General features: G+C 67.2%; 10 protein-coding genes. 8 read left to right on the top strand and 2 right to left on the bottom strand.

Translation table 11 applies throughout. The features are described from left to right. Window positions 1–194 precede the first annotated feature (194 nt). The 3 genes from CEY11_RS09010 (at window position 195) to CEY11_RS09000 (ending at window position 2,690) form a co-directional block, all read left to right on the top strand. Window positions 195–1,421 carry a multidrug effflux MFS transporter gene (locus CEY11_RS09010; RefSeq protein WP_088603034.1) on the top strand — a complete coding sequence of 409 codons (1,227 nt, stop codon included), beginning with the start codon at window positions 195–197 and terminating at the stop codon, window positions 1,419–1,421. Window positions 1,422–1,567: 146 nt separating this feature from the next. Further along, window positions 1,568–2,134, top strand: coding sequence for a chromate transporter (locus CEY11_RS09005; protein ID WP_088603033.1), 567 nt, complete (start codon window positions 1,568–1,570; stop codon window positions 2,132–2,134). A gap of 16 nt (window positions 2,135–2,150) precedes the next feature. Then, a complete protein-coding gene (locus CEY11_RS09000; protein ID WP_088603032.1) occupies window positions 2,151–2,690 on the top strand; it encodes a chromate transporter in 540 nt (179 codons plus the stop codon). Between the two features lie 92 nt (window positions 2,691–2,782). On the opposite strand, the gene CEY11_RS08995 is transcribed toward CEY11_RS09000, so the two are convergent. Beyond that, window positions 2,783–3,574: an AraC family transcriptional regulator gene (locus CEY11_RS08995; protein WP_088603031.1), complete on the bottom strand. Its 792-nt coding sequence runs from the start codon at window positions 3,572–3,574 to the stop codon at window positions 2,783–2,785. Window positions 3,575–3,745: 171 nt separating this feature from the next. Here CEY11_RS08995 and CEY11_RS08990 point away from each other — a divergent pair, with 171 nt between their 5' ends. Genes CEY11_RS08990 through CEY11_RS08970 form a run of 5 tightly spaced genes read left to right on the top strand, consistent with a single transcriptional unit; the run spans window position 3,746 to window position 11,562 of the window. Then, the gene (locus tag CEY11_RS08990) at window positions 3,746–5,974 is read left to right on the top strand and encodes a TonB-dependent receptor (protein ID WP_088603030.1); all 2,229 of its coding nucleotides are present in this window, start codon (window positions 3,746–3,748) and stop codon (window positions 5,972–5,974) included. 14 nt (window positions 5,975–5,988) lie between these two features. Beyond that, window positions 5,989–6,960, top strand: a complete 972-nt coding sequence (locus tag CEY11_RS08985; protein WP_088603029.1) for an ABC transporter substrate-binding protein — start codon at window positions 5,989–5,991, stop codon at window positions 6,958–6,960. Continuing rightward, window positions 6,957–9,032: a Fe(3+)-hydroxamate ABC transporter permease FhuB gene (fhuB, locus tag CEY11_RS08980; protein WP_233154804.1), complete on the top strand. Its 2,076-nt coding sequence runs from the start codon at window positions 6,957–6,959 to the stop codon at window positions 9,030–9,032. Before CEY11_RS08985 ends, fhuB begins: the two co-directional genes overlap by 4 nt. After that, window positions 9,029–10,729 (top strand): cyclic peptide export ABC transporter, encoded by a 1,701-nt coding sequence (locus tag CEY11_RS08975; RefSeq protein WP_269845271.1) that lies wholly within the window; start codon window positions 9,029–9,031, stop codon window positions 10,727–10,729. Before fhuB ends, CEY11_RS08975 begins: the two co-directional genes overlap by 4 nt. Beyond that, window positions 10,726–11,562 (top strand): ABC transporter ATP-binding protein, encoded by an 837-nt coding sequence (locus CEY11_RS08970; protein WP_088603027.1) that lies wholly within the window; start codon window positions 10,726–10,728, stop codon window positions 11,560–11,562. The genes CEY11_RS08975 and CEY11_RS08970 overlap by 4 nt, the downstream gene beginning before the upstream one ends. On the opposite strand, the gene CEY11_RS08965 is transcribed toward CEY11_RS08970, so the two are convergent. Next, complete coding sequence (locus CEY11_RS08965; protein ID WP_088603026.1) at window positions 11,530–13,401, bottom strand: ABC transporter ATP-binding protein; 1,872 nt, start codon at window positions 13,399–13,401, stop codon at window positions 11,530–11,532. The two genes, CEY11_RS08970 and CEY11_RS08965, sit on opposite strands and share 33 nt — an antisense overlap. Window positions 13,402–13,530 lie beyond the last annotated feature (129 nt).

The raw sequence follows: 13,530 nt of genomic DNA, 5'->3' as shown, positions 1-13,530 counted from the left end.
TGGCCCAATGATATGCATCGAAGTCCGCCTGCCGCCGGCTTGACCCGGCGCTTCGAGTGGTCTGCCGGCAATGCGGAGCTTCCCAATCTATATTGTTGCTGCAGGAACCAGGGTTCCCTGGGAAGCCTGCATCCAGCTCGCTATCGCTTCGTCATTGACATGGCGTCGCTGCCCGTGAAGGCCGCCAGATCCTGATGAGCTCTGTCATCCCCGACAGCGCCGGCGATAAGCGGGCGCAAGGTCGTGCCAGCGACGTGGGCCTGCTGTTGATACTCGGCGCGTTGATGGCCTTCACCTCGCTGTCCATCGATATTTATCTGCCCGCCATGCCGTCGATGCAGCGCGATCTGCACGGCGATGCGGAGCTGACCATCACCAGCTTTCTGGTCGGTTTTGCCATTGCTCAGTTGTTCTGGGGCCCCGTCAGCGATCGCATTGGCCGGCGCAGGCCGTTGGTGATCGGCGTGACGCTGTTCGCGGTCGGCTCGATGGGTTGCGCTTTGTCGCAGACCATGGGCCAGATGGTGTTCTGGCGCGTCTTTCAAGCCTTTGGCGCCTGCACCGGCCCGATGCTGGCGCGCACCATGGTTCGCGATCTGTACACCCGCACCCATGCGGCGCGCGCGCTTTCCACGCTGACGGTCATCATGGCCGTCGCGCCCATTGCCGGGCCGCTGATCGGTGGGCAGATCGTGCGCTGGGGATCGTGGCACGGCATATTTTGGCTGCTGGCCTTCATGGCCGTGGCGATGCTGCTGGCGCTGCGCCGGCTGCCTGAAACCCTGCCGGCCGAACGCCGCGCGGTGACGCCGGCGCACAAAGCCTTCGGCGACTATCGAACTTTGCTGGGCAATCCGGTTTTCATGCGCTACGTGCTGTGCGTGACCTTGTACTACATCAGCATCTATGCCTTTGTCGCAGGCTCTCCGCGTGTGTACATCGAATATTTCCACGTGGCGCCGGAGTATTACGGCTGGCTGTTCGGGCTGAGCATGGTGGGCGTGACCAGCATAAGTCTTGTCAACCGCAAGCTGGTCAGCCGCTTCGGGCTGGACACCTTGTTGCGTGCCGCTACCGCGGGCGCCGCCGCGGCGATGCTGGCGTGTGCCGGCTTTTGGGAACTGCGGATAGGCGGCCTGCCGGCCATTGTGGTGCTGGTGTTCCTGTTCTTTTCGATGAACGGCGTCATCGCCGCCAGCGCAACCGCGGCCGCTCTTGATGGCGTGGAGCGCCAGCTCGCCGGATCGGCCACAGCCCTGATCGGGTCACTACAGTACGGCAGCGGTATTGTCTCGTCGCTGTTGTTGGTAGCGCTGTCCGACGGCACGCCCCGCGCCCTGGTCGCGGTGATGGCGGTATTTGCCCTTGCCGCCGCTCTGGTTGCCGCCCGCTCGGCCTCGGGACTAAAGGGCGCTAGGTAGGACGCTGGGCGGCGGCTCACATTTGCACGAGGTAGTGGCTCGTATTTGGGCGGATGTCAGGCGTCTTGCAGTAAGATGCGGCGATCGGCGGTCTGCGCGTACGCCAGGCCCGATACTCATCTGCCCGGCTTCACGCCGTTTGCCGCATGCCACTCAAGCCCGCTTCTGCCGCGCCTCACCCCACCGCCTGGCGCCTGTTCCTGATCTTTTCACGTATAGGCCTGACCAGTTTCGGCGGCGGCCTGAGCGGCTGGCTGCTGCGCGAGTTCGTGCAGGACAGGCACTGGATCAGCGAAGAGGAATTCCTCAACGGCTTGTCGCTGGCCCAGGCGCTGCCCGGGGTCAATGTCAAGAACATGGCGATCTGGATAGGCTATCGGCTGGCCGGTGCCCGCGGCGCGGTGGCGGGCTTTTCGGGCATTATCGTGCCGCCGGCGATTTTCATCGTGCTGCTGGGCATATTGTTCGCCTCGCTGGCGCGCTATCCGCTGAGCAATATCGCGCTGGCCGGTGCGGCGGCCGCGGCCATAGGCCTGTCGGCCAGCATGGCGATCGTGGCCGCGCGGCGTGTGCCGCGCAGGCTGATCCCGTTGCTGATCATGGTCAGCACCTTTGTCATGGTGGGCCTGCTGCATTGGCCGCTGGTATGGGTGGTGCTGGCCGAGGCCGCCGTCAGCATCGCGGTCGAGTATCGCCGCTTGAAGTCCGAGTAGGGCGGCGGGGGTAACCATGAAAAACGCGCTCTGGGATTTGTTTTCGGTGTTTGCGCCGCTGTCGCTGGTGACGGTGGGCGGCGGCCAGACGACGCTGGCCGAGATCCAGCGCCAGGTGGTCAATGTCCATCACTGGATGGACGCGCAGCAGTTCCTCAATGCCTTTGCGATCGCCCGCCTGGCGCCGGGGCCGGGTTCGCTGCTGGTGACGCTGATAGGCTGGCAGGTCAGCGGTTTCTGGGGCGCCGTGGTGGCGACCGTGGGCATCTTCGGCCCCACGGCCTTTCTTATCTATGGCGTGGCCTATGTATGGAAGCGCCACCGGGGCGCGCGCTGGCAGATCGCGCTGGAGACCGGCCTGCGCCCCGTCGCGGCGGGCATGATCATGGCCGCGGTCTATGTGCTGTTCCTGGCGCTGGAAGGCGGCTGGGCGGCGCGTAGTATTGCCATTGTATCTACAGCACTGATGCTGCGCACCAAGCTCAATCCCTTGATCGTGATCGGCGCCGGCGCGGCGCTGATGGTAGGGTCGGATCTGATCGGCTGGTACGGCTGAGTCGCGGCGGCGCCGTCCGTCGGGCTGCTGTGCAAGGCGCGCGGCACCGACGCATTCCCGGGCATGCCGGGCACGGCCCGCCACTTGAAAGTTCAAATACGTGACGAGCGCAGGTAGCGCTGCGGCGGCTCGCCCAAGGTGCGGCGAAACATCGCGCTGAAGGCGTTGGCCGTGGCATAGCCCATGTCGCGCGCGACGCTGTTGACGGATTGGCCCAGCGACAGCTGGCACACGGCTTCCGTCAGCCGCAGATGCTGGCGCCATTGGCCGAACGTCAGCCCGGTTTCTTCCTTGAAGCGCCGATTCAGCGTGCGTACGCTGGTTCCGACGCGATCGCACAGCAGCGTCATGGGGTCGTTGTTGGCGGGCGAGCATATCAGCACTTCGCAGATTTTCACCAGGCGCTTGTCGCGGGGCAGCGGCAGCTTGCCGTGTGCGACGGCCTCGGCATCGCGCAGCTTGCGCAGCAGCAGCGGCACGATCAGCGCCGCATTGCTGTCGGGCTCATATTCCGCCGGGTCTTCCAGCATGCCCAGGATCAGCTCGCGCAGCAGCGGGTCGACGCGAATCAGGCGGCATTCCGGCCATAGCCACGAGGCGGTGTCGGGCTCGATGCGCAGGCCGCGCATCGACACCTTGCCGATCATGTGCAGCTCGTGGTCTGTGCCCGGGGAGATCCACAGCGCCTGGCGCGGGGCCACCGTCCAGGCGCCCTGGGGCGTCAGCACCCGCACGATGCCCGTGACAGCATGCACCAGCTGGCCGTGTTCGTGGCTGTGCCAGATAAGCCGATGGCTGTGCGCGTGATCGGTGCTGGTGGCCATGATGGGGCGCGCCAGGCGCTTGTAGCCGCTGGAGAATCGCTGTCGCCAGATGTTGTCCATTATGAAGTGCTATTTGCCGAAAAGTATTTATAGACGCCAAAAATTGGCGTGCCTGCATACGTATTTGGCCACCTGTTTTGTGTGTTGACGGCTTTAATAATAATAACAATTCGCATTTCTGTGTTAAAGCCTCGCACGATTCCGTCGCGGCGATTCATTGGAGCTTCGAGCATGCACTCGACACGTATCCCGGCCGTACCGGGATTTTCGCTGCTGTTTCTGTCTCTTTCCCTGTGCTGGAGCGCCGCGGCGCAGGCCCAGGCGGCTCAGCCGGCCGGGGCTGCGGCGGCCGCGAGCACAGGGGCGGCTGATGCCGGGCCTGGCGGCGCTGCGGTGCAGACCTTGTCCGCCGTCAGGGTCGTGGGCATCCACGAGCCGCTGCGTGGCGATCTGCCCCCGGCCTACGCGGGCGGCCAGGTGGCGCGCGGCGGTTCGCTCGGCATCCTGGGCAACCGCGACTATATGGACACCCCGTTCAGCGTCACCAGCTACACCGCTCAAACCATGCAGGATCAGCAGGCGCGCAGCATCAACGATGTGGTCAAGAACGACGCCTCGGTGCGCACCGTGTGGTCGGACAGCGGCTACAGCAGCCAGTTCGCGATACGCGGCTTTCCGGTGCAGGGCCAGGACATGGCCATCAACGGCGTATACGGCATTGTGCCGCCGCAATTGACCAACAGCCTCGGGATGTTCGAGCGAGTGGAAGTGCTGCGCGGCCCCAGTGCTTTTCTCAATGGCATGGCTCCTTCGGGCGCGGTCGGCGGCACGGTCAATCTGGTGACCAAGCGCGCCACGGACAAGCCGATCGCCCAGGTTACTGAAAGCTATGTGTCGAATGGCCAGTTCGGCACGCAGATCGATCTGGGGCGCCGCCTGGGCGACGAGCAGCGCCTGGGCATCCGCTTCAACGCAACGTACCAGAATGGCGATACGGGCGTCGACGACCAGAGCCTGCGCGTCGGCTCGGCGGCGCTGGGCCTGGACTATCGCGGCGACCACTACCGCCTGTCGGCCGATGTGGGCTATCAGAACTTCAGGGCAGACAACCCCAGCCGCCCCATCTACACCGCCAGCGGCGATTTTACGATTCCGGCCGCGCCCAGCGGCACCTTGAACCCCGGGCAGTCGTGGTATTACGCCAAATCGGAAGACACCTTCGGCATGGTGCACGGGGAGGTGGATCTCGCGCCCAACCTGACCGCTTATGCCACGGCGGGCGGGCGCCGCAACGACTTCCTGGGCCTATACAATTTCATGTATCTGCAGAACGGGAATGGCGATTTCCGGGCCACTGAATACTATCAGCCGACCTATTCGAACACCTGGACACTGTTGGGCGGCCTGACCGGCAAGCTCGATACCGGCCCGCTGCATCACACGCTGAATTTTTCCGCGAGCACATTGGACACCGACTTCGGCGTCCTGGCGCAGGTGGCCGGCACGTACAGCGGTTCGAATCTGTACGATCCCATAGCGGTGCCCCAGCCCGGCCTGGCCGGCCTGAAGAGCAGTGCGCCGCGCACCATGCACAGTGTGCTCAATAGTGTCGCCCTGGCGGACACCATATCGATGCTCGACGATCGGCTGCAGTTCACGGCGGGCATACGCCACCAGAACGTCAAGGTCACCAATTACAGCGCGCTTACCGGCGCGCAGACCAGCACCTATGACCAGGGCGCGTATACGCCGGCGTTCGCGGTCGTCGTCAAACCGCTGGAGCCGCTGTCGCTGTACGCCAATTACACCCAAGGCCTGAGCCAGGGGCCGATTGCGCCGGTTTCGGTGGCGAACGCGGGCGAGGCTTTTGCGCCGGTCAAATCCGAACAATATGAGGTGGGCGCCAAGGTCGATTTCGGCCGCTACGGCGGCTCATTGAGCTATTTCGAGATCAAGCAGCCCAGCGGTTTTGTCGATACCGCGGCCAATCTGTACCGGATGGACGGCGAGCAGCGCAACCGCGGCGTCGAGCTCAACGCCTTCGGCGAGGTGGCGCGCGGGGTGCGGCTGCTGGGCGGGGTATCGTTCATCGACGGCAAGCTGACCAGCACGGCGGGCGGCGCGAACGACGGCAACAAGGCCGTCGGCGTGCCCGACACCATGCTCAACGTGGGTGCGGAGTGGGACGTGCCTTACCTGGCGGGCCTGACCTTGTCGGCGCGTTATATCTACACCTCGTCGCAGTACTACAACGTGACGAACACGCAGAAGATACCAAGCTGGGATCGTGTGGATATCGGCGCGCGCTACAAGACGCGGGTCGCCGGCCACGACGTGACACTGCGCGCCGGAGTGGAAAACCTCTTCAACCGGGACTACTGGGCTGCCGCTACCTCGAGCTTCGGCCTGGCGCGCGGCACGCCGCGCACCTATCTGCTGTCGGCCACGGTGAATTTCTGACGGAGCCGCCGCGCATGCATATCGGGCACGCCGCCGTGCCGGGCTCGGGCGTCCGGGCCGCGGAATCGCTTGAAAACGAGCGGGCCCATGCCTCGCGGCGCCGGCGCCTGTGCCTGTTTGCCGCGGCGCAAGGGCTTGTTGGCATTGCGCCGCGCCGCGCACTGGCCGCACCGGCGGCCAGAGTCGCCTGTATCGACTGGGCCTCGGCCGAGACTCTGGCGTGGCTCGGGCACATGCCGCTGGCCGTGCCCGAGCTGGCCACATACCGGCGCTGGCTGCCCGAACCCGTACTGCCCGCGGCAACCGTCGACCTGGGGGCGCGCAGTGAACCCAATCTGGAACTGCTGGCGGCGCTGCGCCCCGACCTTATCTACATCTCGAATTGGCAGTCGGGCATGCAGTCCTTGTTCGGCCGGATCGCGCCGACCGTAACGGCCGCCGTCATCGATGCGCGCCGGGCTCCCTACCGGCGCATACGCGAACTGCTGCTGCAGGTCGGCAAGTCCGTGGGGCGCGACGACTTGGCTCGAAGGCGATTGAGCGAGTTCGATGCCTCGATCGAAGGCATGCGTGCCGCGCTGGCAGCGCGGCCGCGGCGCCCGCTATACGTTGCCGTGCTCAGTGAGAGCGGGGCGCAGGCCTACGTGTATGGCAAGGGCAGCTGGGTGGATGCGCTGCTCGCGCGGCTGGGCCTGCGCAATGCCTGGATAGCCAAGACCTCGCTCTACGGAAATAGCCTGGTGGGAATTTCCGAGCTGGCCGCGGATCCGCAGGCGGCCATCCTGTACCTGGATCAGGGGCCCAGGACGCAGCGCGCCGAGGCTCGCTTGCGTGGCAGCACCCTGTGGCGCGGCCTGCCTGCGGTCGCCGGCGGCAGGGCGGCGGCCATCGCGCCTTTCTACGCGCTAGGCGGCATTCCCTCGGCCTTGCGCTGCGCACGGATAGTGAGCCGGGTCATGAGCGGCCCCGTTGGAGCGCGAGCATGAATATGCCCGTGCGGCCGCCGAAGGCCGGCGCTTCCTCTCATGAAGGAGATGCCGCGCTACGCCAGGCGGGCGGGCCGCCGGCTGCGGCCGCGCAGGCTTTGCCGCGCATCAACTGGCTCATGCCCGCGGTGCTGGGCATGGCATTGTTGTTGCTGACCCTGCACACGCTGGCCAAGGCGGCGCCGCCTTCGGCCTGGATGGACATACTGGCCGGGCGGCCGCCCGGCGTGGTCGAGGGCCTGGTGTTCAGCCAGGTGGCGCTGCCGCGTATCGCCATGAGCTGGCTGGTCGGTGCCGCGCTCGGCCTGGCCGGGATGCTGTTCCAGCAAGCGCTGCGCAACCCCTTGGCCGACCCCGCGATCATCGGGGTTTCCTCGGGCGCCTATCTGGCTCTCGCGGCAGCCATGCTCTATGCTCCCGGGCTGCTGGCCTGGGGGTCAGAGGCCGTGGCGCTGGCCGGTGCTGCGGGCGCCTGCGCGCTGGTGGTGGCGGTGGCGTGGAAATCCAGGTTCGCCGCGCTCAATGTCATCTTGGCGGGCCTCGTCGTCGCGCTGTTCTGTGGCGCTGCGGGCGCGGCACTGACGCTGACTCATCACGAAAGCCTGAAAGACTTGTTCATCTGGCAGACGGGGTCGCTGGTGCAGAATGGCTGGCAGGATGCCCTGCGCCTGATTCCGCAGCTGGCCGTTCTGGGCGTGTGCGCAGGGCTGCTGCAGCGGCCGCTGGCCATGCTGACGCTGGATGACGCGCGGGCCGCGGCGTTGGGGGTGCGCGTGCCTGCCGTGAGGTTCGCGGCCATAGCCCTGGGGGTTGCAGCCAGTGCCGCCAGCGTCGCCGCGGTCGGCGTCATAGGCTTCATCGGCCTGATGGCGCCCAATCTCGCACGCATGCTGGGCGCGCGCACCTTCCGCCAGGGCCTGCTGGCGGCGCCCTTGCTGGGGGCGCTGTTGCTGTGGGCGGCCGACCAGGCCGTACAGCTGGTGGGGCAGGTAGCCTGGGCGATTCCCACCGGCAGCGCCTGCGCCCTGGTCGGCGCGCCGCTATTGCTATGGCTGCTGCTGCGGCGGCGCATCGCGTTGCTGGAGCCGCCCGGCGCGGACGAGTCCCTGGTATTGCAGCGCGGCTTGCAGCCGCGGCAAGTGATGGCGCTGTTGGTTCTGGCGTGCGTGGCAAGCGTGGCGGCCGGCCTGTGCCTGGGGCGCACGATGCATGGCTGGGCCTGGGCGGGGTGGGGCGACTGGGGCCTGGTGCGGGAATGGCGCCTCCCGCGCGTGCTGGCGGCGGGCATTGCCGGCGCCATGCTGGCGCTGGCCGGCTCGCTGTTGCAGCGTCTGACCGGCAATCCGCTGGCGAGCCCGGAGGTCTTGGGGATTTCTTCCGGTGCGTCGCTGGGGGTGATAGCGGCCTTGCTGCTGGCGGACAGCCTGCAGCCGGCCGGCATGCTGGCCGCGTCGGTGCTGGGGGCCGCGGCCGGCCTGGGCGTGATCGTGGCGCTGAACTGGCGTTCGGGCTTTGCGCCGCAGCGGCTGTTGCTGGTCGGCGTGGTGCTGTCGACGCTGTTCAGCGCCTGCGCCGCCTATCTGCTGTCGGGCGGCGATCCTCGCGCGGTCATGCTGCTGACCTGGATGTCGGGTTCGACCTACCGCGCGACGCTGTCGGCCATATGGCCGGGCGCGCTGCTGCTGGCGGCCGGCTTCGCCTTGGCCGCGGCGGCGCGGCGCTGGCTGGTGATTCTATCCCTGGAAGAGCCGGCGGCCCGCTCGCTGGGCCTGCGGGTACCGCTGGCGCGCTTGTATTTTCTTGCTGTGATCGCTGTGATGACGGCCGGCGCAACGATCATGGTCGGCCCCCTGACCTTCGTGGGCTTGCTCGCGCCTCACCTGGTGCACGGACTGGGGCTTCGGCGCCCCGGCGCGCAATTGAGCGGCTCGGCCCTGGCCGGCGCCGTGCTGATGGTGCTTGCCGACTGGGTAGGGCGCATGGCTGCCTTTCCCTGGCAGATTCCCGGCGGGCTGGTCGCCATGCTGCTGGGCGGCCCTTTTTTCCTATGGCTATTGTGGAGAATGAAGTGAGTGTGTCCGATACCCAGGCCCGCGGCCCGGCGCAGACGTCGCTGTTGCGGGAAATCACGAGCCTGCTCAGGCCTTTCTGGAAAGTGGCGTTGCTGGCCACGGCCATGGGGGCGGCCAGCGGCCTGTCCACGGTGTGGCTGCTGGCCACGGTGAACCGGGCGCTGCATGCGGGAACTGGGGTGTCCGCCGTGCTGCTGTTGTCCTTTGCGGCGCTGTGCGTGGTGACGATCGCCGGAGAAATTATTTCCGACCTGGGCAATGGCTACGTCGGGCAAAGCGTGGTGGCCAGGCTGCGCCAGGATCTGACGCAGAAGATCCTGTCGGCGCCGATCGAAGAGATCGAGCGTTTCCGGGTGCATCGCATCACCACCGTCATGAACCAGGACATCGATATCATCAGTACCTTCACCTTCGGTTTTTCCAGTCTGGCGATCGCGCTGGCCATTACTATCGGCTGCTTCGCCTACTTGACCGTGCTGTCGCCCGCGATGAGCCTGATCGCGGTGGCGGCCATCGCGCTCGGCAGCTGGGCCCACGCGGCGGCCAGGCTGCGCGGGCGGCGCGGGTTCGAGGCGGCGCGCGAGGCGCAGGACGAGCTGCAGCGGCAGTACCGCGCAATCACTGAAGGCGCCAAGGAGCTGCGCATCGACCGCAGGCGGCGCAGGCGCATACGCGATACGCAATTGGCCGTCACCATCGAGCGCATCCGCAGCCTGCGCGTGCGCGCCATGCGCATTTTCATGTCGGCCAATGCGTTCGGCTCCGCATTGTTCTTCGTGGTCATCGGCCTGGTGCTGGCCCTGCACGGCACGCTGTCGGCGTCCGAGCCGGTAGTGTCGGGCTTCGTCATCGTGCTGCTCTACGTCAAGGGGCCGCTGGCGCAGCTGATCAGCGCGCTGCCTTTGCTGGGGCAGGCGCAGGTGGCCGTGCGGCGCGTGGCGGAGCTGTCGCGGCGCTTTTCCAATTCCGAGGCGAATCTGTTCGTCGATACGGAGCCGGGCCCCGAAACCGCGCGCCCCTGTATGATCTCGATGCGCCGGGTCGCCTATTCGTATCCCGCGGACGAGGGCGCGAGCCGCTTCACGCTGGGGCCGGTCGATCTGGATATCCGGCCCGGAGAGATGCTGTTCCTGGTGGGCGAAAACGGCAGCGGCAAGACCACGCTCATCAAGCTGCTGCTGGGGCTGTACGAACCCCGCGACGGCTTGATTCTGTGGGATGGCGTACCGGTGGTCGCCGACACCCGCGACGACTACAGGCAAATGTTCAGCACCGTGTTCTCCGACTATTATCTTTTCGACGACATCGTGCTGCGGCCCGAGCAGGCGGCCGAGGCCGCGGGCTACCTCGAGCGGCTCGAACTCGGCCACAAGGTGGTCGTGCAGGACGGGCGCTTTTCCACCGTGGATCTTTCCACGGGCCAGCGCAAGCGGTTGGCGCTGGTGCACGCGTATCTGGACAGGCGGCCGATACTGGTGTTCGACGAGTGGGCGGCCGACCAGGATCCGGCCTTTCGCCGCATCTTCTATACGGAAATCCTGCCCGGCCTCAAGCGCGAGGGCCGTACGCTCGTGGTCATTTCGCACGACGACCGGTATTTTCATGTTGCCGATCGGGTGGTGCACATGAGCGATGGCCGGATCCGGGCGATCGATACTGTTGCGGCGGAGCCGCGGGCTGCGAGGGCCGCGGGATGAGCGCAGCCACGTCGGATCGAGGCGCGCCGCGGCGGCAGGATCCGCAGCCCGACGCTCCGGTGCTGCTGGAGGCCGCGCAGGTCGGGTTCGAGCTCGAAGGGCGCACCATATTGCAGCCGCTGCAGTTGGCGGTGCGGGCCGGCCGGATGGTGGGCATTATCGGCCCCAATGGTTCCGGCAAGTCGACGCTGGGCCGGATTCTGGCGCGCCAGGCCGCGCCGTCATGCGGCGAGCTGCGGGTGCGCGGCCGGCCGGCGCGGTCGATTGCCGCAAGGCAGTTCGCCCGCATGGTGGCGTACCTGCCGCAACAGATTCCCCCGGCCGTAGGCCTGACTGTCGCCGAGCTGGTCGCCTTGGGGCGCTACCCCTGGCAGGGGGTGTTCGGGGCGCCCGGCAAGGCCGACCGGGACAGCGTCAGGGACAGCATAGCCATCACCTCGGTGGGCAGCCTGGCGCAGCGCCTGGTCGATACACTTTCCGGCGGCGAACGGCAGCGCGCCTGGCTTGCCATGCTGGTGGCGCAGCAGGCCGACGTGCTGGTGCTGGACGAGCCCACTTCGGCGCTGGACATCCGCCACCAGGTCGAAGTGCTTGCGCTGTTGCGGCATCTGTGCAAGCAGCGCGGCCTGGGCGTGGTGGTGATTCTGCACGACGTCTACATGGCCGGGCGCTATTGCGACGAGCTTGTGGCCCTGCGCCAGGGCAGGGTGGTGGCCGTCGGTTCGGGCGAGCAAATACTTCAGCCCGCCGTACTGAAGTCCGTGTACGACATCGACATGGACGTGATGGTGCATCAGCCCTCAGGCAATCGCGTGGTTTGCCTGTGCCGCTGAGTCCCATCCCGCGGTGCCGTTGGATGCTGCCGCGGGCGTCTCGGCCAGCGACAGCGCCTGGCGTTCGTACAGCCGCCGGTACACGCCGTTCTTGCGGCGCACCAGCTCGTCGTGCGTGCCTTCCTCGATGATCCGGCCCTTGTCCAGCACCAGCAGCCGGTCGAGCGCGCGTACCGTCGATAGGCGGTGCGCCACCACCAGGGTGGTGCGGCCAACCATCAGGCGCTCCATGGCCTGCTGGATCAAGGCTTCGCTTTCGCTGTCCAGGCTGGCCGTGGCCTCGTCCAGGATCAGGATGGGGGCGTCGGCCAGGAAGGCCCGGGCGATCGCCACGCGCTGGCGCTCGCCGCCCGAGAGCTTGATGCCGCGCTCGCCCACCAGCGTTTCGTAGCCCTGCGGCAGCGCGGCGATGAACTCGTGCGCGCCGGCCAGTCTTGCGGCCTGCTCGATCTGGGTACGGCTGGCACCGGGCCGGGCATAAGCGATATTCTCGGCCAGCGTGCGGTGGAACAGCAGAGGTTCCTGCTGCACGATCGCGATGCGGCTGCGCAGCGACGACTGCGTGACTTGGGCGATGTCCTGGCCGTCGATCGTGATGGCGCCGGAATCCACGTCGTAGAGCCTTTGCACCAGCTTGATGAAGGTGGTCTTGCCCGAGCCGGAATGCCCCACCAGCCCGATGCGCTCGCCCGGTGCGATGCGCACCGAGAAGTCCTGGTACAGCGGTTTGCCGCGCCGGCCCTGGGCGTCGTAGCCGAAGCCGACGTGCTCGAAGCGGATCTCGCCGCGCGTCACCGCAAGGTCGCGTGCGCCAGGCCTGTCGGCCACGCCGGGCGGCAGGCTTTCGAGCTCTACCAGTTCTTCCATGTCGTTGACCGAACGCTGCAGATTGCGGATGTGCATGCCCACGTCGTACAGGTAGCCCTGCAGCACGAAGAACATCGACAGCGCGAAGGTGATGTCGCCCACGCTGGCGCGCCCCGCGGCCCACAGCCACAGCGCCGCGCCCAGTATGGCGGCCTGCATGGCCGCCAGCATCGCGCCCTGCGCGCCGCCGTTCAGGGTGCCGCGCACCCAGGTGCGGCGGGTGCGCACGCGCCACTTGCCGATGACCCGCCCGAGGCGCGCCTCTTCGCGGGTCTCGGCGCCGAAGGCCTTGACCACGGCGTTGCAGGTGACCGCGTCGGCCAGCGCGCCGCCCATGCGGGTATCCCAGGCGTTGGCCAGCTGCGCGGCCGGCGCCACAAAGCCCAGCGACAGCCCGACCGTGACGGTGATGTACAGCAGCGCGCCCAGCCCGACCACCAGGCCCATGACGGGCCAGTGCGCGCCCAGCAGCAGCGTGGCGCCGGCGAGCATCGCAAGCGAAGGCAGCAGGGCGATCAGCAGCGTGTCGTTGAGCAGGTCGAGCGCCCACATGCCGCGCGTGATCTTGCGCACGGTAGAACCGGCGAAGCTGCTGGCGTGCCAGTCGGTGGACAGGCGCTGCACGCGGTGGAAGGCGCCCGCGGCGATCTCGCTCATCATCTTCAGCGTCAGTGTGATGATGTTCATGAAGCCCAGCTGGCGCAGCACCGTGCCGCCCAGCCCCAGGGCGACCAGCAGCCAGAACGCCGACCAGGCGGCGTCCCAGGCCGCGGCCTTGCCGGCCGGGCCCGCGGCCAATGCGTCGACCAGCCGGCCGGCGAACAGCGGCGTGAATACGTCGGCCACGGCCGACAGCAGTGCGAGCAGCGCTATGGCGCCGATGCGCCAGGGCTGCCTGCGCCAGTGGCGGAAGGTGTAGCCCAGTACTTTCTTGAAGACTTGCCCGCGGAAGTCGAGTTGTTTGCGAACCATATATCGGGATCCGGCGGCGCGCGGCCTGCGGGTTTCCATGTGATGAATAAAAAGAAGCAGCGACAGCCAAGGCCCGCGGCACGAGCCCGCGGGCGAAGGACTTGTTGGACGCTCGGGTAGAGCAGGCGT

The sequence above is a fragment of the Candidimonas nitroreducens genome (genome assembly GCF_002209565.1).
Taxonomy (GTDB): domain Bacteria; phylum Pseudomonadota; class Gammaproteobacteria; order Burkholderiales; family Burkholderiaceae_B; genus Candidimonas; species Candidimonas nitroreducens.
This window is presented reverse-complemented; position numbering and strand designations above follow the sequence as displayed.